Below are 17,952 nucleotides of genomic sequence, written 5' to 3'. Positions count from 1 at the left end.
GCCGCGGATGTCACTGGGAACCGTGCTGGTGATCGAGGATGACCCGGCGATCCGCCGAGGTGTGTGCGATGCGCTCGCGTGTTCCGGATACTCCGTCCGGGAGGCGGCGGACGGACGCGCCGGGCTCGAGGCGGCACTTGCCGGCGAGCTGGACCTGGTCCTCCTCGACATCCTGATGCCGAAGATGAACGGGACCGAGGTGCTGCGGGAGCTCCGCAGGTCGCGGGCCTCGCTGCCGGTGATCTTTCTCACGGCGGTCGGGGAGGAGGAAGACCGGGTGCAGGGCCTTCGGCTCGGCGCGGACGACTACGTGATCAAGCCCTTCGGCGTCAACGAACTGCTCGCGAGAATCGAGGCGGTGATGCGGCGTTCGCCCGGACGGCCCGCAGCGCAGCCGCGGATCGTCATCGCCGGAAGGACGATCGACTTTGACCGCCGCGAGGCAGTCCTGGAGGATGGCACAAGGGCATCGCTTACACCCCGTGAGGCGGAGCTTCTGGCCTATCTCGCGGCGAATCGTGGACGGGCGGTTTCGCGGGAAGAGTTGCTGCAGCGGGTGTGGGGCCTCGATCCGCGCGGGATGCAGACGCGGACGATTGACATGGCGGTGGCGAGAATCCGGGAGGTGCTGAAGGACGATCCCTCGGAGCCCCGGGTCATCACGACGGTCAGGGCCAAGGGGTACATGCTTGCCGGTGACGCTTCGGACCCGGTCCCCACGGCCGACGCGCACCGGGAGGGGGGCTGATGACGGGAAGGGTCAGCCGGGCGGTCGTGGTGTTCGTCGCCGCCGCCGGAGCGGTGGTGGCCGCGCTCGGGTGGATCACGTCGCACGCGCTGCGCCTGGAGCGTGAGGAGCGCTGGGCCAGGGAGCACGCCAAGCAGCAGGAGGCGGTGCGGCTGACGCTCTGGCGCATGGACGCCGCGGTTACGCCGATTATTGCGCGCGAAGCGGCGAGGCCGTACTTCGAGTACCAGGCGTTCTACCCCGCCGATCGCGCGTACACGCGGATGTGGAACGAGGTGAGCCCCGGCGAGGTCATGGTGCCCTCGCCGCTGCTGACAACCGGCAGCCGGTTCGTGCGGCTGAACTTCCAGGTCAACGCGGACGGCAGCGTGACGTCCCCGCAGGCTCCGGCGGGCAACATGAGGGACCTTGCGGAGGCCGCGTACGTCTCGAGCGAACAGGTGGTGGAGCAGACGAGGCAGCTTGACGCCCTCACGCGCATGCTGGCGGTCGGCCGGACGACCAGGCTTGCAAAGGAAGTCGGGCGTGCGGCCGCTGGCATTGGATTCGACATGGTCGAACGGGAGGCACGCGATCCGGGTCGGGAGGACGATCGATCGAACCTCCCCGAGCGGGCCGGGCGTTCCCTCGCTGCGGCGTCGGTTCCGCAGCAGACGCTGAGCGATGAGAGTCTCCAACGGGGCGCCGGGCAGCGGTCGGAGGTCGAGTATGCCGCGAGAAAGCAGGCGGCGGATCGGGCCACCAACATTGTTCCGCAGCAGTGGGTTAAGGCTCCCGCCACGGAGCCGCCGCCCGCGTCGATGCCGCCGGCGTCAGCAACTGGGCCTGTCAGTCCGGCCGAACAGGGTGATGCAATGGGCAGGCTCGCGGACAAGGATGTCGCCGCCCGCGACGCCGCAGCAGCAGGCGCCGGCGTCAAGCGGGAGAAGGGTGAGGCGGATGCCGATCGGGGCGCTCGGTCGCGGGCCGATTCTTCATCCATGGGGCCCGCCCGTGAGCGGGCCTACGAAGAGGCAGGGCCCATCCGCCCAGCGGATCAGGCGATCGTTGTGTCCGAGGCTCAGGTTGGGGCCCTGGACCCGGCGATGTTCGCGGCGGACGCGTTGGCGGGCGCCGAGCCCAATACACCCGCGCCGGTCCAGACCGGGGAGTTTCGGCCGAACTGGCTGCGCGGGGTTGGCGGCGAGGACGAACTCATCCTGACGCGTCCGGTTCGCGTGGGCTCGAACGAGGTTGTGCAGGGCATCTGGCTCGACTGGCCGGCGATGCAGCGGTGGCTCGTTGCCGAGGCGTCTGACCTTGTTCCGGGGGCTGTTCTTGTGCCGGTTCGGGATCGCCCGGCACTTGAAGTGGCGGGTGGGAGTCCTGAGTCCGAACGGTTGGCGTCGCGGCTGGCCTCAATCCCCGCAGAACTCATACCGGTGGCCCCGGTGGTCGGTCCGAATGGCGCGGCCGCGTGGACCCCACTTCGGACCGCCCTGCTGCTCTCCTGGATCGCCGCGATCGGAGCGATCGGCGTGGTCACAATGGTGCTTCGGGCGTCGATGGGCCTGGCGGAACGGCGGGGTCGGTTCGTCTCCGCGGTGACGCACGAACTTCGTACTCCCCTCACGACGTTCTGTCTGTACTCGCAGATGCTGTCGGATGGCATGGTCAAGGAGGAAGCCAGCCGGCGGGAGTACCTTGCCACCCTCAAGCGGGAGGCCCAGCGGCTTGCGCGGATCGTCGAGAACGTGCTCGAATACGCGAGGATTACACGCCGGGCTGTCCCGGTCAGCCGCGAGTGGATTACGGCGAGCGAATTGATCGACCGCATCAGGCCCGGCGCGGCGGAGCGGGCGGCACAGTGCGGCATGGATCTCACGGTCGACTTTGATGCCGGTTCGAGCGCCGGGCTTCGCGTCGACCCGGCGACCGTCGAGCGCATCGTGTTCAACCTGATCGACAACGCGTGCAAGTACGGCCAGCACGAGGGCGACTCCAAGCGGGTGGCTGTTGATGTCCGGGAATCCGGAGGAGACCTTGAAATCGCGGTTCGTGACTTCGGGAAGGGGGTTCGCGCTGATGATCGCGCCCATGTCTTCGAGCCGTTCTTCCGCGGCAAGGGCGCGGGCGACGCCGGAGCCTCCGGCCTGGGACTCGGGCTTGCGTTGTCCAGGGGTCTGGCGCGGCAGTTGGGAGGTGACTTGCGCCTGGATGCGAGAGTGTCACCGGGAGCGAGATTCGTGCTGACGCTGCCCCTCGACCGTCAGCCCGGGGCCTGAAGGGGTTACACTCGGCACGTGGCCCTGCTGCTGGGAGTTGACATCGGAACATCCGCGGCGAAGGCGATCCTGTGCGATGAGCATGGGGGCGTTCTCGCTACATCGTCGGTCGAGTATGCGGTCACCCGGCCACGAGAGGGGTGGAGCGAGCAGGATCCCGAACTGTGGTGGAAGGGGGTGGCATCGCTCGTTCCAACTGTCGCGAGGCTATCGGGACGGTCGTCGCGAGAAATCACGGCAGTCGGACTCAGCGGGCAGATGCACGGGTCGGTCCTGCTCGGTCGTGAGACCCTTGCGGGCGGGGGGACGGGGGCCGCCCTGCGCACGGCGTTGCTCTGGAACGATCAGCGGACGGCGAAACAGTGCGCCCAGATCGAATCCCGCGTGGGCGGGCGGGCCAGCCTGGTCCGCGAGACAGGAAACGCGGCCCTGCCTGGATTCACGTTGCCGAAACTGATGTGGGTCCGGGAGCACGAGCCCGAACTGTGGGGCCGCGTCGGCTGTGTCCTCATGCCCAAGGACTTCGTCCGCTGGCGGCTCACGGGCCAGCCGGCGACCGATGTCGGGGACGCATCCGGAACGCTGCTCTATGACCCCTCCAGGCGGGCGTGGAGCCCGACGGTGTGCGACGCGGCGGAGATCGATCCCGCGATCCTTCCGAGGGTGCATGAGTCGGGCGAAGTCGCGGGCACGGTGACGCGGTGGGCTTCGGCGCAGACCGGGCTGGCAGAGGGAACCGCCGTCGTGGCGGGATCCGGTGACAACATGATGGGCGCTCTCGGCGCCGGGGTCGTGCGCGAGGGGGTCCTGCTCGCAACCCTCGGGACGAGCGGAGTGGTGTACGCCCATACGAAATCGTGTCGCCCCGATCTGGTCGATGCCGCCGCGTGCGGTCGGACGCATGCCATGTGTTCCGCCACGGGAACCGACGCTCGACCCGGCGGATGGTGCACTACGGGCTGCATGCTCTCCGGCGCGGGGGCCCTCTCTTGGGCGCAGAGCGTCCTGGCCCCAGGGGTTCCATTCGATGACCTCATGAGGGAGGCCGGGGCGGCGCCCGCTGGATGTGGGGGCCTTGTGTTCCTGCCGCACCTCACCGGCGAGCGGTGCCCGCACGCCGATCCCGCGGCGAGGGGAGCGTGGGTCGGGCTCACCGCCCGCCACACACGCGGCTCCATGATCCGTGCTTTGATCGAGGGGGTAACCCTCACGATGGCGCAGATCATCGGTATCTTCCGGCGCCTCGGGATTGAATCCGAGCGGGTCCTGCTCGGCGGGGGCGGCGCGAAGTCGACGTTCTGGCGGCAGATGCAGGCGGACATCTATGGCTGCGAAGTGGCGATGCCCACCACGGCCGAGGGGCCCGCTCTCGGTGCGGCGCTGCTTGCCGGGGTTGCGGTGGGTGCGTGGCCCAGCATTGAGGCGGCCTGTGCCCAGGTCATCCGGGACACTGAGGTGCGCGAGCCGGATGAGGAGGCACGCCGGTTCTACGCGGATCATCTGCGGATGTACGGGCGGGTGTACCCTGCACTGCGGGAGACGTTCGCCGCGATGCCACGGTAGAGCGGGGTGTCAGGAGATAAGCAATGGGGCTGGTGGACCTTCGATCGCAGGGCACTCGCCGCACTGCGGAGCAGTTGCTGGCGCATCTCGGGGCGTTCCGGCTTGAGCCGAAGTTCTCCGCCGGGGTCTGGTTCTTCTCGCCGATGGCCAGCCGGTTTCACGCGAGGTATCAGAAGGAACTCTCGCTGGAGGAGCGGCTCGAAGTCGCGGCGGGGCTCAAGGCCGACGGGCTTTCGGCGCTGGAGGCGCACTACCCCAATGAGATCAACGAGCAGAACATCGATGTGTGGCGGACGTGGAGTCGTCAGGCCGGGATACGGATCCTGACGGTGATCCCGAACCTGTTCTACGACGAGCAGTTTGAGTTCGGCAGCCTCTCGAATCCGCTCGGGGCCCCAAGGCGGGCCGCGATCGACCGAACGAAGGCGGCCCTGCGGATGAACCGTGAACTGGAGTGTGACTTCGCCGTTCTCTGGCCGGGAATCGACGGGTACGAGAACCCGTTTGGCCTGGACTTCGTGGCCGCGAGAGATCGGTTTATCGACGGCCTCGCCGAGGCGATGGACGAGGTGCCGGGCGTGCGGGTGGCCTTCGAGCCCAAGCCGTACGAACCGCGTGGCCGCATCCTCTTCGGCACGACCGCCGAGGGCGTTCTGCTCGGACGGCTTGTCGAGTCCAGGCTCAGGGCGGAACCCAATACTCGGCTGCTGGGGGATGGTCACGCCCTGGTGTGCATGAACCCCGAGGTCGGTCACGTGCTGATGGGATTTGAGGACTTGGCCTACGCGTTCTCTTGGCCTCTCTCCGAGGGCCGGCTTGCGCACAGCCACTGGAACAGCCAGCCGCTGGGAAACTATGACCAGGACCTCCCCGTCGGGAGCGTGTCGCCCGAGCAGCTTGATGCGGCTCTGTACACGCTCGCGATGCACGGCTACACCGGGCACTTCGGGATCGATATCAATCCCGAGCGGATGCCCGTGCAGACGGCCCTCCGGATTTCCATGGACGCGATCCGCTCGGCGATCGACTGGATCGGCGTTCTGGACCACGAGCAGATTCTCGCCGCGAGGAGCCGCCCCGATCGCGCCCGCGGCTGGCTGGAGGCGTATCTCGTCCGTGCCCGCAGCAGGCACCCCGAGCGGCTCCGCCCGCTTCCTCCGCCGGGGTAGCGAGAAAAACGGCGGCGCCGGTCGAGACCGGCGCCGCCGTTCAGAGCAGGGACGAGCCGCGTGAGTGGAGGCGGTTATCAGTGACCGTTGGCGTCGGCGGTCTGCGCCGGCGAGTTCAGCCGGACCTTGGCCAGGAGCTTGGCGTCGCTGAACTTTTCGGCAGCCTGGGCGAGGCGGCCCTCGGGCAGCCGGCTCATCTCGAGGCGCATCAGCATGACCTTCTCGCCGCTGCTCTCGATCGAGAACGACTCGAAGACGTAGTTGTTGCTATCGACAACGCGGAGCACCTGCTCGATGCTCACCGTCTTGCCGGTGGAGGGATCAACGCCCTCGCCGGCGAACGCGATCGAGTTCTCGCTGCTCGAGGCCTTCATTGGCATCGTCATGGTCGCGTTCGTCAGGTTGGTGTACCACGACCGCTCGGCCTGGGCGCCGGGGTTCATGCGGATCACCGAGGCGCCGTGGACCGGGCGACCGAAGGCGAAGCCCTCGAAGCAGGACACAAGTGACTTGTCGTTGTTCTCGAGGCGGTTCGAAACGCTGGCCATCGAGGTCGACACGCGCCCGTCGCTGTTGCGAGTCTGGATCTGGCCTTCCCATTCGCCGACGAGGCGGCTGAACATCGAGTTGCACGGCTGCAGACGCTCCGTCGTCTGGTCCTGGCTCTTGCAGCCCGGGGGTTCGGCGGCCGATGCAGTCGCGGCGAGCCCGGCGGCCAGAACGATGGCAAGCGTGGCGCGGTTCAGAATCATGAAGTGTGCTCCGTTGGGGTCTCGATTCCCGGCGGCGCTGCGAAGCCTGGTTCAAGGGCGGCCGCAATGCGGGAACGACACCAGGTCCGTTATCACCATCGGCCACGGGAGGAGCCGAGTCCTGCCGGATGACGGGATTGGCCCGGAGATAGATTGCGCAACTCGCCCCATCCGACTCTGCGGAATGGCTTCACGTATCGCCCCACCAAGGCGATGTCTCGATGAGATGCCTGTCAACGTTCTCGGACCCGCTGCCTCAGGCGTACTCGCTCATCGGCGGGCACACGCAGACCAGGTTGCGGTCGCCGAACGGGTTGTCGATGCGCCCGACGATCGGCCAGAACTTGTGCTCCCGCACCCACGGAGCGGGGAACGCGCCCTGTTCGCGCGAATACCCGTGCGGCCACGTGTCCGACGCTACCGCCGCGGCGGTGTGCGGTGCGTGCTTCAGCGGGTTATCGGCCCGGTCCATGCGGCCCTGTTCGATGGCACGGATCTCCTCGCGGATCGCGACCATCGCCTCGACGAACCGGTCGAGTTCGGCCTTCGGCTCCGACTCGGTCGGTTCGATCATGAGCGTCCCAGGAACCGGGAACGACATGGTCGGGGCGTGGAATCCGAAGTCCATCAAACGCTTGGCGATATCGTCGACCTTGATGCCCGCCGACTTCTCGAACGGGCGGCAATCCAGGATGAACTCGTGCGCGCACGTGCCGGCCTTGCCGCGGTAGAGCACCTGGTAGTGCGACTCCAGCCGCTTGGCCATGTAGTTCGCGTTCAGGATCGCGACCTGGGTGGCCCTCCTGAGGCCCTCCCCGCCCATGAGCGCGATATACACCCAGGAGATGGTCAGGATCGAGGCCGAGCCGAACGGAGCCGCGGAGACGGGTCCGATGGACTTGGAGCCAACCCCGTCGATGCCGCGCCGGTGCCGCATCGGTGCGAGGGTGTCGGCCGGCGGACGCACCGGGTGGCCCGGCAGGAACGGCGCCAGGTGCGCGGCAACGCCGATGGGCCCCATGCCGGGCCCGCCGCCGCCGTGGGGGATGCAGAACGTCTTGTGCAGGTTCAGGTGGCAGACATCGGCGCCGATCACCCCGGGGCTGGTGAGCCCCACCTGGGCGTTCATGTTTGCCCCGTCCATGTACACCTGTCCGCCGTGGTCGTGCACCACCTTGCAGATGTCGCGGATCCCCTCCTCAAAGACGCCGTGGGTCGACGGGTAGGTGATCATCAGGCAGGACAGATCCGCGGCGTGCTCCTTCGCCTTGGCCCGCAGGTCCGCGATGTCGACGTTCCCATGATCGTCGCACGCAACGGCCACCACCTTCATTCCCGCGATGACCGCCGATGCCGGGTTGGTCCCGTGCGCCGAATCGGGAATCAGGCAGACATCTCGCTTCCCCTGGCCGCGAGACTGGTGGTACGCCCGGATCACCATGAGCCCCGCGTATTCCCCCTGCGAGCCGGCGTTGGGCTGGAGGGAGACCGCGGCGAACCCGGTAATCTCCGCGAGCCACGATTCGAGTGAGGCGAAGAGTTCCGCGTAGCCGAGGGTCTGGTCCGCGGGCGCGAAGGGGTGCAGCCGGCCGAACTCGGGCCACGTGACCGGCAGCATCTCGCTCGTCGCGTTGAGTTTCATCGTGCAGGATCCGAGCGGGATCATGCTGTGCGCCAGCGAGAGGTCGCGGTTCTGCAGCTTGAAGATGTAGCGGAGCATCTCCGATTCGGAATGGTGCGTGTTGAACACAGGATGGGCGAGGTAGGACGATGTCCTGGAGAGCCCCCGGGGGTATTCGGCGCGGGTCCCCGGTGCCGCCGCCGCTCCATCGCCGCCGAAGCACGCGAGCGTCGCGGCGACATCCGCCGCGGAGGTGGTCTCATCGAGCGAGACGCCGACGGTCCCGTCCTCGTACGGTCGGAGGTTGATCCCTCGGGCCACAGCGCGAGCATGGACGTCGGCCGCGGCGACGCCCGCGCCCAGCCGAACCCTCAGCGTGTCGAAGAAGGGGGCCGAACCTGTGTCGTGCCCGAGCCCGCGGAGCCCTGAGGCAAGCGCCGACGTGTTCGAGTGGACCCGCATCGCGATGCGCTTCAGGCCGTCCGGACCGTGATACACGGCGTACATGCTCGCCATGATGGCCAGCAGGGCCTGGGCCGTGCAGATGTTGCTTGTCGCCCGCTCCCTCTTGATGTGCTGCTCGCGGGTCTGGATCGCCATCCGGAGCGCGGGGTTGCCGTGGGCATCCCTCGAGACCCCGATGATCCGGCCCGGCATCTTGCGGGCGTGTTCGGAGCGTGTCGCGATGTAGGCCGCGTGCGGTCCACCGAACCCCATCGGAATCCCGAACCGCTGCGCCGAGCCGACGGCGATGTCCGCCCCGCCCCCGCCCCACTCCCCGGGAGGCGTGATGAGCGTGAGCGCCAGCAGGTCGGCCGAAGCAACGACCTGGGCTCCGGCCCTGTGCGCCGCTTCGCACACCCCCGAGTAGTCGATCACTCGTCCGTCGGTTGTCGGGTACTGCACAAGGACGCCGCAGACATCGCTGCGAGAGAAATCGATCGCTGAAACGCCGCTGACGACGAGCGTGATCCCCAATGACTCCGCCCGCGTCCGGCAGACCGCGATGTTCTGCGGGTGACAGTCCTCCGCCACGACAAACACGCGCTTCGATCCTTCGTTCCCGCCCGCAATGGCGTAGCACATGGCCATCGCTTCCGCCGCGGCGGTCGCCTCATCCAGCAGCGAGGCGCCGGCGAGCGGAAGCCCCGTCAGATCGGCCACCATGGTCTGGAAGTTCAGGAGCGCTTCGAGCCGGCCCTGGGCGATCTCGGCCTGGTAGGGGGTGTACTGCGTGTACCACCCCGGGTTCTCCAGGATGTTGCGCTGGATGACCGGCGGCGTGATTGTGTCGGAGTAGCCCATGCCGATCATCGAGCGCATCACCCTGTTCTTCGACGCGGTACGCTTCAATTCGGCGATCAGTTCAAACTCCCCCGCGGCCGGGCCGACGTTCAGCGGCCGGTCCAGGCGGATAGACCCCGGCACCGTCGCGCTGGTGAGCTCATCCAGCGAGCCGTACCCGAGCACCCCCAGCATCTGCACGATCTCGTCGTCGCTCGGTCCGATGTGGCGATCGGCAAAGCACTCCGACTGCGGCGGCGCGGCGGCACTCGTCGCCGTCGGCACGTGCGATCCATTGGAAACGGCCGAACGTCCGACGGAGGTTGTGGTCTCGGGCATCGATGGGTGCTCGCGTGGGGTCGTTCTTGGCGACCTATATCGGGGGTGGAGCGGTGCATGCGAGGCCGGGAACAGGGTTGTTCCGGCGACACCCCCATCGTAGCGCCGGGGCCCTTCGATTGCTAGAAATGGAAGGGGTCTGGACGGTGATCCGTGCCGCCCCCGCCGCCGGGGCAGCTCCCTGGAGGACCTACCGTGTCTCGGATGACTCCCCGCGCCACGAGGACCCCCAATGAACCCGTATCGCATTTCGCTCGTTTTGGTCCTGTGGGCCGTTCCCGCGTCGGCCGCATTCAGCGCCCCTCCGAGCCCGATGGCCTCGCACGACGACGCGGTGGCCCGATATCGAGAGCATGTCACGACCCTTGCCAACCCCTTCATGGAGGGCCGGGGCTCCGGTACCAGGGGCAACGAACTCGCCGCGGACTACATCGAGTTCTGGTTCAGGCAGTTCGGGCTGGCCCCGGCCTTTCCCGTAACCGAGACCGCGCACGACGGCACCGAGGTCGTCACCCCGAGGGGATCCTTCCGGCAGTCGTTTGAGTTCGGACGAGACACGGTGGTCGCGGAGCAGTCGCTCGCAATTACGCGCGCGACCGACGACTCCCCGGTGCTCTTTGCCGATGCCGCGGGCGACACCGGCGCGTTCCAGGCTCTTGCCGTATCGGGCTCGGCGTCGCTCGAGGCCCCGGTGGTGTTCGTCGGCTACGGCATCGAATCGGGGCCGCCGGGCCATGAGTCGTTCTCATCGTTCGGAGAGGGTGACGATGTCGCCGGCAAGGTCGTGCTCGTCCTGCGATTCGAGCCTCTCAATGCCGTGGGCAAGAGCGCCTTTACTGACGGGGGAGAGTGGAGCCCGTCCGCGGCGCTCTACCCCCGGCTGGCGGCGCTTGCGAAGCGGGGCGCGGCGGCGATCCTCGTGGCGGCGCCCCCGGGTGTCGACGATCCCAGGTCAAAGACGATCGAGACCGCGGCGTCAACACGCCGGCTCGGGCGGCCCCTCGACATTCCGGTCATGATGCTGTCGACGCAGACCGCGGAGGCCCTCGTCCGCGCGGGCGATGAGCAGGGCCGCTCGCTGGCCGCGCTGCGTGCCCTCGCCGATGCGGGGAACGGGGTCATCCCTCTCAACGGCGTCACCGCCAAGGTGTTGACTCGGATTGATCGGCCGGCACGGTCGTCGGCCAACGTAGCCGGAGTCCTCGCCGGGAAGGGCTCGTTGGCGAAGGAATACGTTGTGATCGGCGCCCACTTTGATCACCTTGGAGACGGCTCGCTCGGCGGTTCAAGGCTCAACGAGGAGGGGCCCACCCACCCGGGCGCCGACGACAACGCCTCGGGCACCGCCGGCATGCTGCTGCTCGCCGAGCGGATCGCGAGCGAGTACGCCGCGCTGCCGGAGACCGCCAATGCCAGATCGATCCTCTTCATGGGATTCAGCGGCGAAGAGATCGGGCTGGTCGGTTCCAGGTACTTCGTCAGGAACTCTCCTCTCGAGGCCGCGTCCATCTACGCGATGCTCAACATGGACATGATCGGGCGGCTCAGGGATTCCAAGCTGGAGGTCAACGGCACCGGCACGGCCGACGGCTTCGACGCCATCCTCAAGCCACTGTTCGACTCCTCGGGGCTGGATATCAAGATCCTCCCGGGCGGGCGCGGGCCATCGGATCACGCCTCCTTCTACGCGGGGGGCATCCCGGTGCTCTTCTTCTTCACGGGGTTCCACCCCGAGTACCACACGCCGCGAGATGTCAGCCGTCTCATCAACTTCGAGGGCGGCGTTCAAGTCGCGGATCTCGTGCAGAAGATCGCGACGACGCTCGCGATGCGCCATGATGGCCTCCCGTTCAGGGAGACCGAGGCACGCGCGCCCGTTGACCACGGGGCACTCCCCGGCGCCGATCCGGCCGCGGGCTCCTCGGTCTCCGGCACACGCATCCGCTTCGGCATCATGCCCGATTCCTACGGAGACACCGACCCCGGTGTGCCGGTTGGGGACGTCTTTCCGGGCACGTCGGCGGCCGATGCGGGCATCAAGAAGGGTGATCGCCTTATGAAGTGGAACGGCGAGTTGATCGACTCGGTCGAGGCCTGGACCGAGATGCTCAAGCAGCACAAGCCCGGCGACGTCGTAACGGTCACCGTTGATCGGGACGGCAAGGAAATGGTGCTCCCGGTGACGCTCAGGGCCCGTTCATCCGGCCGTCAGTAACGCCAATCGCTCGCTACGAGATCCACACCAGCCGGTACCGCCCGCGGTCCATCGCGACCCAGATCCTGGTGAAATACAGGCCGTTGGCCGCCGCGCCCGTCAGACGCACCACAAACTGGTTCTTGTCGGTCGCCTCGAAGATCACGGTCGGGGAGTGCTCGCCCAGCGGCATGCGGGCAAAGAGCCTCGCGATCTCGCGGCGCTGGGCGTGGAGATACTGGACGTAGGCCTTCGGGTCCCGCCCTTGGGAGATGAGGTGCTGCTTGGTGGTCTCGGAGATCACCTGGTCAAACATCAACTCGTCATCGGGCTCGGCCAGCAGCTGCTCGATCACCAGGATCAACTGTCGGACGGTCCTCGCGTTGACCGTCTTTCGCCCGTCCGGGAGCGTCTTGATCAGGTCGCTCTCATCGGTCGGCGCGGCGGCCGACGATCCGTTCCCGAGCACCGCCGGCTCACCGGTCTTGGCCCCTTCCAGGCCCGCAAAGAACGGCTTGTACTGGACGACCCGCTCCTCCTGGCCGCACCCGGCAAGCACCGCCGAGGCGACCACCAGGACCACCCGGCATGTGCTACCGATCCTCACGGCTACTCCCTTCGAGCACTGCGGGCGCCGACCCGGCCGGCCGCAACTCAGGGTTGCTGGCGCCACGCTGCCAGGCGTCGTGCACTCGGAAGCCCTCGCGGGGCTCCGGGAAGTCTGTACGCGTGTGACAGCCGCGGGATTCCTCCCGCCACGCGGCGGACTTGGCGATCAGCGTGCCGACCAGGAGCATGTTCTGCGCCTGCCATCCCGTGGGATCATCGAAGATCTTGTCCAGCGTGTACCGGGCCCAGAAGTTGATCATGTCGCCGACGTCTGACAGTCTCGACCCGCTCCGTTCGACCCCCACGTTCCGCCACATCGCCGAGCGGAGCGACGAGACCACATCGCCAAGGTCCAACTCGCCGTGATCCGACGGCCGGATATCGGACACCAGCGGCACAGGGGCGCTGGGCGTGCGTCCGGATCGGGCCACGCCGGCCGCGGCACGGCCCGCTGCTTCTCCAAGAACCAGTCCCTCGAGCAGCGAGTTGCTCGCCAGGCGATTGGCGCCGTGAAGCCCCGAGCAGGCGGTTTCGCCGACGGAATAGAGGCCGGGCACGTCGGTTCGGCCGTCCAAATCCGTCAGCACGCCTCCCACCATGTAGTGGGCGGCCGGGTTGACGGGGATCAGGTCGGTCGCGGGATCGAGGTCAAAGCGTCGAAGCATTGCGCTGATCGATGGGAACCGCGCCGAAAACTCGCGGATATGGCGGACATCAAGGAAGACATGAGATCCCCCGTGCTTCGACAACCGCCGGACAATGGCGCGAGAGACAACATCCCGCGGGGCGAGCTCGGCCAGCGGGTGCGACTCGAGCATGAAGCGGTGGCCGGACTCGTCGACCAGGTGGGCGCCCTCCCCCCGGATTGCCTCGGTAATCAGCGATCGCGGCGCGCCCGCCAGGTACAGTGTGGTCGGGTGAAACTGAACGAACGCCATGTCGGCCACGCTGGCCCCGGCCCTGTACGCCATCGCGATCCCGTCTGCGGTCGCAACACGCGGATTGGTCGTCTCGCGGTACAACTGCCCCGATCCGCCCGAGGCCACGATCGTTGCCTTGGCCCAGATCACCTGCAGGCCGTACCTCGGGTGATGGGTGATCGCCCCCAGCACAGGAGAGCCGACTTCCGGTGATGGCGTCAGCAGGTCGAGCGAGAAGCACTTGGTGAAGAGCCGGATTGTGCTCAGCGACCGGGCCCGCTGAAGCAGGCACCGTTCCAACTCGAGCCCCGTCGCATCGCCGCCCGCGTGGAGCACGCGATGAGCCGAGTGCCCGCCCTCTCGCCCGAGCCGGGGGCTGCCGGTCTCATCAACATCGAATCGCATGCCCCATCGCGTGAGGTCCCGAAAACCGCTCGGCGCCCCCTCGACGACGCGCCGCACCACGGCCTCGTCGCACAACCCGGCGCCCGCATCAAGCGTGTCGCGCACGTGGGCGTCGAAGGAGTCCTGCGAATCGAGAACCGTGCTGATGCCCCCCTGAGCCCAGGCGGTGTTCGACAGCGACGGCTCTTCCTTGGAAAGAACAATGACGTCCGCGCCAGCCGTTGCACCGTTCAAGCCCGACTCGGGCGACTCGGCCGCGGCAATGGCCGCCCGCAGCCCGGCGACCCCCGCTCCGATCACGAGAACGTCAGTGAAGATCTGGGGCAGCAGCGACGATCGGAAGGGAATCAAGTACCGGCGCTGATCGAAGATCGGGTCCATTCGGGCAAGTCTAGGGAGGCGGTGCGACCGCCCCGGGTCCCAGCAGCCGCTCCACCTTGCGATTCAGGTACCACGCGTGGTGCTCGAGGTGCCACACGTCATATTCCAGGACCGTTCGGAATGTCATCTCCCCACGGACCGTGTGCATTCCGGTCCTCGCCCAAGCCTCCGGGGGAAGCCCCGCCAGCCACTCGTGCGTCCACTTGCGCAGGGTGTGGACCGTTGCGACAAATGCCCCGATGGGGAACCGCGACCCCGTCTGGGGGGTTCCGTACATCACGGCGCGGTCGATGAACGCGTTCTCGTCCCATGCCTCCAGCACCGGCCCGTCCTCCGCCACGATCCGCCGAAGCCGCTGCACAAACGACAACTCGGCATCCGCAAGGTGCCCGAGAAGCACGCGGCAGGGCCACCGCCCCACCCCCGCAGAGGGAAGGAACGCCGTGTCCAGACCGGCGTCATCCAGTTCAAACACCCGTCGATCAAAGGCCTCAACGCCCGCACCGAATCTGGCGACAAGCTCCGGCTGGCTCAGCGCCATGACCTGGTCAAGTTTGACCGCCTCGATCGAACCGGATGCCGTGGGGGTGCCTGCCATCCCGGATCGTACCGGCCGCGCCGCCGCGGGTTCAATCGCCATGTCCCCGTCGCCACCTTCCGCCCGCCCATGCCCGTTCGTGTACCCTTGCATCATGTCCGGTAGTCCGCCAAACGCCGATCCCCGCAACCTGGCCCTGCGCACGGTAATGCTGCCGCGCGATACCAACCACTACGGAACGATCTTCGGTGGCGTCATCCTTTCCGCAATTGACCAGGCCGGCTTCGTCGAGGCGCAGCGCCACAGGCGCCACCGCTGGGTGACGGTCGCGCTGGATCGCGTGATCTTCAAGCAGCCGGTCTTCGTCGGCGACTGTGTCACCCTCTACACGCGCACTATCCGGGTCGGCCGCACCAGCGTCACGGTGCATGTCGAGGTCGAGTCCGAGCGGGTCGATTCCGGCACGGTGGTACCGGTGACGGAGGCCACGCTCACCATGGTCTCCGTGGACGACCACGGGAGGCCCGTTCCCTTTGCCCAGCCCCCGGCCGGGTTGGAAGGCGCCGGCGGACCGATTGCATAAGAGCATTCCTTCATGAGCGAACACACGTTTACTACGGTCGAAACCGTCCACACCGCTAAAGGGCCAATCGCCGCGGCGGTCGTGAACTGCCCGAAGATCAGCACCCGCGAGGCCGAGATCATCCAGGAGGAACTCTCGGCCGCGGGCGCCAAGAACGGCTGGCGCCTCTGCGTCGACTTCTCAGCCGTGACATTCCTGACTTCGGTCGGCCTCGGAATGCTCGTCACCGTCATGAAGAGCGCGAAGGCGAACGGGGGCAAGATGGTCGTCTACGCCCTCCGCCCCGAACTCAAGGACCTGCTCAAACTCACGCACCTCGACAAGGTCATCCCGATCGCCCCGGACCGCGCCAAGGCGATGGGTTCCCTGAGTTAGCACCGGGTGTGCCCGCATGACCGGACCATCTCACACACTCGGTCCAAGCACGCCGCCGCGGCTCGGGATCCTGCTCTCGGGCTCCGGACGGACCCTGATCAACATCCTTGATCGGATCGAATCCGGCCGACTGAACGCCCACGTCTCGATCGTGATCGCTTCGCGGGAGTGCCTCGGCGCGCAGAGGGCCCGCGACCGCGGCCTCGACACCCGGATCGTTCCGGGCGTGATTCCCGGCGCTGATCTCGCCTCCTTGCTTCAGTCGGCACAAGCCCAGTGGGCCGTCCTGGCCGGGTACCTCAAGTACATCAACGTCCCGATTGAATACCGCGGCCGCGTCGTCAACATCCACCCCGCCCTGCTCCCCGCCTTCGGCGGTCAGGGAATGTACGGCCACCGGGTTCACGAGGCGGTCCTCGCGGCGGGTTGCCGGGTCTCCGGATGCACGGTGCACATCGTCGACGAGGAGTTCGACCACGGCCCGATCCTGGTGCAGCGGGCCTGCGAAGTGCGCGAGGACGACTCCCCCGAGTCGCTTGCCGAACGCGTCTTCCGGCTCGAATGCGAGGCGTACCCGGAAGCCTTGGAACTGCTCCTTTCCGGCCGCGTCCAACTGGAGGGAGCCCGAGCAAGGATCCGACCCTGATGGACCCGCAGGCATGCGCACGCCGATGGAGCAGATGGCTCGTCCTGGCGTTCGCGGCAATCGCCTTGAATGCTGCGGTTCTCCCGGCAGCAGCCGGCCCCGACAGCTCGACCAAGGCGGAAATCCGCCGGCTCGAGCGGGAGTTTGACGCCCAGTACGACGCCGGCGACTGGGCGGGCGCCGAGGTCACCCTCCGCCGCCTGACCACGATCGACAAGGACAACTTCGTCCCGCCCTACAACCTGGCGTGCGCCCTTTCGATGCAGAGCAAGCTCGATGAGGCCGGCGAGTTCCTCAAGGAGTCCGTCGCCCGTGGGTTCAGCGACATCCGGCAACTCAAGTCCGACCCGAACCTCAGGGCCCTCCACGGCACCGATCTCTACGAGACAATTGTCCGCTCATGGGACGAGATCATCGACGCCCGCGCCGAGGCACGCCTCGAACAGGCCCGCACCCAGTTTGGCCCGGCGTACACCTTCGAGACCGATCCGTCACTCCGGCTGCAGTACGCCTCGGCGTTCAACGCGAAGACCTTCGCCCAGGCCAAGCTGGAAGTGAACCGGCTTGCGAAGTGGTGGATCGATGATGTTCGCGGCCCCGACGACCCGCTGGCCGCCAACCGTCCGGCCCCGTGGGTGCTCGTCGTCCTCCCGACACGGGCCGATTTTCAGCAGTGGGCGGTGAACCGGTACGGTGCCATCTGGCAGAACGTCGGCGGCGCCTACAGCGACGACGAGAAGCAGCTTGTCGCCCAGGACCTCGGTCCCACAATCCGCCACGAGTTCTGGCATGTCCTCCACTGGCGGGACATGCGGGCCCGCGGCCAGCTGCACCCGACCTGGATCATGGAAGGCCTCTGCAGCCTCGTCGAGGATGTCGATGTTGGCCCCGACGGCGAGATGGTCGTGCTCCCGTCCTGGCGGACAAACAAGGCGAAGAAGCGTGCCCGAGCCGGGTCTCTCATGCCCTGGAGTCGCCTGTTTGAGATGAGCCAGAAGCGCTTCGTGATGGGCGAACCACTCTCGCGGTACGCCGAGTCGCGGGCCATCTTCCTCTACCTGGCCCACAAGAAGAAACTCGCGGAGTGGTACGCGCAGTACACCAGTGGGTACGACGAGGATCCATCAGGCCGCCTTGCTTTCGAGCGGGTCTTCGGCAAGCCGGTCGACCAGGTCGAGCGGGACTACCGCGCGTGGCTGCGCGTGCTGCCCGAAGTCCCGGAGGAGATCCAGCCGGGGATGGCGACCTTCCCGTTCCAGATGGATGCGGGCGACGGCGACGGCATCGTGATCACTTCGTTGGTGAGCGCCGGGCCCACCGGTGGGGGGTTCTCGCAGCGCCGAGGCCAGCGTCCGCAGGCACGGCCCGATACCGGCGGGCTCCGTATGCGGGACGTCATCATGTCGGTCGACGACAAGCCCGTCCGGGAGATGTCGGAACTCGTCCGCGTCCTCTCCCAGTACCACGCCGGCGATGAGGTCGAAGTCGCCTACCGCCGCGGCACGCTCACCGGAACCGCAAGGCTCAAGCTCGTGACCGCTCGCTGACTGCCCGCGTGCAC

The 17,952-nt window shown here is 67.5% G+C and carries 14 protein-coding genes; 9 read left to right on the top strand and 5 right to left on the bottom strand.

From position 1 onward, the window contains the following. Positions 1-7: 7 nt before the first annotated feature. The 4 genes from KF745_03525 to KF745_03510 are packed head-to-tail and all read left to right on the top strand — an operon-like array spanning position 8 to position 5,744. Positions 8-748, top strand: a complete 741-nt coding sequence (locus tag KF745_03525; protein ID MBX3357477.1) for a response regulator transcription factor — start codon at positions 8-10, stop codon at positions 746-748. Further along, positions 748-3,012 carry a HAMP domain-containing histidine kinase gene (locus tag KF745_03520; GenBank protein MBX3357476.1) on the top strand — a complete coding sequence of 755 codons (2,265 nt, stop codon included), beginning with the start codon at positions 748-750 and terminating at the stop codon, positions 3,010-3,012. Before KF745_03525 ends, KF745_03520 begins: the two co-directional genes overlap by 1 nt. An 18-nt stretch (positions 3,013-3,030) precedes the next feature. Further along, the gene (gene xylB / locus KF745_03515) at positions 3,031-4,575 is read left to right on the top strand and encodes a xylulokinase (protein MBX3357475.1); all 1,545 of its coding nucleotides are present in this window, start codon (positions 3,031-3,033) and stop codon (positions 4,573-4,575) included. A gap of 23 nt (positions 4,576-4,598) precedes the next feature. Next, positions 4,599-5,744 carry a TIM barrel protein gene (locus KF745_03510; protein ID MBX3357474.1) on the top strand — a complete coding sequence of 382 codons (1,146 nt, stop codon included), beginning with the start codon at positions 4,599-4,601 and terminating at the stop codon, positions 5,742-5,744. Positions 5,745-5,821: 77 nt separating this feature from the next. Here KF745_03510 and KF745_03505 read toward each other — a convergent pair whose 3' ends face one another. Together KF745_03505 and gcvP are read right to left on the bottom strand one after the other, a co-directional pair. After that, on the bottom strand, positions 5,822-6,496 hold the full coding sequence (locus KF745_03505; GenBank protein ID MBX3357473.1) for a DUF1579 family protein: 675 nt from the start codon (positions 6,494-6,496) through the stop codon (positions 5,822-5,824). Positions 6,497-6,752: 256 nt separating this feature from the next. Beyond that, positions 6,753-9,740 carry an aminomethyl-transferring glycine dehydrogenase gene (gene gcvP / locus KF745_03500; GenBank protein ID MBX3357472.1) on the bottom strand — a complete coding sequence of 996 codons (2,988 nt, stop codon included), beginning with the start codon at positions 9,738-9,740 and terminating at the stop codon, positions 6,753-6,755. 232 nt (positions 9,741-9,972) lie between these two features. On the opposite strand from gcvP, the gene KF745_03495 reads away from it, so the two are divergent. Beyond that, a complete protein-coding gene (locus KF745_03495; protein MBX3357471.1) occupies positions 9,973-11,955 on the top strand; it encodes a M28 family peptidase in 1,983 nt (660 codons plus the stop codon). Between the two features lie 13 nt (positions 11,956-11,968). On the opposite strand, the gene KF745_03490 is transcribed toward KF745_03495, so the two are convergent. The 3 genes from KF745_03490 to KF745_03480 are packed head-to-tail and all read right to left on the bottom strand — an operon-like array spanning position 11,969 to position 14,847. After that, positions 11,969-12,541, bottom strand: a complete 573-nt coding sequence (locus KF745_03490; protein MBX3357470.1) for a hypothetical protein — start codon at positions 12,539-12,541, stop codon at positions 11,969-11,971. Continuing rightward, positions 12,528-14,249, bottom strand: coding sequence for an L-aspartate oxidase (gene nadB, locus KF745_03485; protein ID MBX3357469.1), 1,722 nt, complete (start codon positions 14,247-14,249; stop codon positions 12,528-12,530). The genes KF745_03490 and nadB overlap by 14 nt, the downstream gene beginning before the upstream one ends. 10 nt (positions 14,250-14,259) lie before the next feature. Continuing rightward, a complete protein-coding gene (locus KF745_03480) occupies positions 14,260-14,847 on the bottom strand; it encodes a DinB family protein (GenBank protein MBX3357468.1) in 588 nt (195 codons plus the stop codon). A gap of 94 nt (positions 14,848-14,941) precedes the next feature. Between KF745_03480 and KF745_03475 the strand changes: the two genes are divergently transcribed. The 4 genes from KF745_03475 to KF745_03460 are packed head-to-tail and all read left to right on the top strand — an operon-like array spanning position 14,942 to position 17,938. Continuing rightward, positions 14,942-15,370: an acyl-CoA thioesterase gene (locus tag KF745_03475; GenBank protein ID MBX3357467.1), complete on the top strand. Its 429-nt coding sequence runs from the start codon at positions 14,942-14,944 to the stop codon at positions 15,368-15,370. A gap of 12 nt (positions 15,371-15,382) precedes the next feature. Then, the gene (locus KF745_03470) at positions 15,383-15,745 is read left to right on the top strand and encodes an STAS domain-containing protein (protein ID MBX3357466.1); all 363 of its coding nucleotides are present in this window, start codon (positions 15,383-15,385) and stop codon (positions 15,743-15,745) included. Between the two features lie 16 nt (positions 15,746-15,761). After that, on the top strand, positions 15,762-16,391 hold the full coding sequence (locus KF745_03465; protein MBX3357465.1) for a phosphoribosylglycinamide formyltransferase: 630 nt from the start codon (positions 15,762-15,764) through the stop codon (positions 16,389-16,391). Further along, a complete protein-coding gene (locus KF745_03460; GenBank protein MBX3357464.1) occupies positions 16,391-17,938 on the top strand; it encodes a PDZ domain-containing protein in 1,548 nt (515 codons plus the stop codon). The genes KF745_03465 and KF745_03460 overlap by 1 nt, the downstream gene beginning before the upstream one ends. The last annotated feature ends 14 nt before the right edge of the window (positions 17,939-17,952 follow it).

Source organism: Phycisphaeraceae bacterium (genome assembly GCA_019636655.1).
Taxonomy (GTDB): domain Bacteria; phylum Planctomycetota; class Phycisphaerae; order Phycisphaerales; family UBA1924; genus JAHBXB01.
Note: the sequence above shows the minus strand (reverse complement) of the source record. Positions and strands in the feature narration are given on the sequence as shown.

Excerpts from the sequence above, each read along its gene's own strand:
- KF745_03525 (MBX3357477.1), top strand. The coding sequence starts at position 8 with ATGTCACTGGGAACCGTGCTGGTGATCGAGGATGACCCGGCGATCCGC.
- KF745_03520 (MBX3357476.1), top strand. The coding sequence starts at position 748 with ATGACGGGAAGGGTCAGCCGGGCGGTCGTGGTGTTCGTCGCCGCCGCC.
- KF745_03510 (MBX3357474.1), top strand. The coding sequence starts at position 4,599 with ATGGGGCTGGTGGACCTTCGATCGCAGGGCACTCGCCGCACTGCGGAG.
- KF745_03505 (MBX3357473.1), bottom strand. The coding sequence starts at position 6,496 with ATGATTCTGAACCGCGCCACGCTTGCCATCGTTCTGGCCGCCGGGCTC.
- gcvP (MBX3357472.1), bottom strand. The coding sequence starts at position 9,740 with ATGCCCGAGACCACAACCTCCGTCGGACGTTCGGCCGTTTCCAATGGA.
- KF745_03495 (MBX3357471.1), top strand. The coding sequence starts at position 9,973 with ATGAACCCGTATCGCATTTCGCTCGTTTTGGTCCTGTGGGCCGTTCCC.
- nadB (MBX3357469.1), bottom strand. The coding sequence starts at position 14,249 with ATGGACCCGATCTTCGATCAGCGCCGGTACTTGATTCCCTTCCGATCG.
- KF745_03480 (MBX3357468.1), bottom strand. The coding sequence starts at position 14,847 with ATGGCAGGCACCCCCACGGCATCCGGTTCGATCGAGGCGGTCAAACTT.
- KF745_03475 (MBX3357467.1), top strand. The coding sequence starts at position 14,942 with ATGTCCGGTAGTCCGCCAAACGCCGATCCCCGCAACCTGGCCCTGCGC.
- KF745_03470 (MBX3357466.1), top strand. The coding sequence starts at position 15,383 with ATGAGCGAACACACGTTTACTACGGTCGAAACCGTCCACACCGCTAAA.
- KF745_03465 (MBX3357465.1), top strand. The coding sequence starts at position 15,762 with ATGACCGGACCATCTCACACACTCGGTCCAAGCACGCCGCCGCGGCTC.
- KF745_03460 (MBX3357464.1), top strand. The coding sequence starts at position 16,391 with ATGGACCCGCAGGCATGCGCACGCCGATGGAGCAGATGGCTCGTCCTG.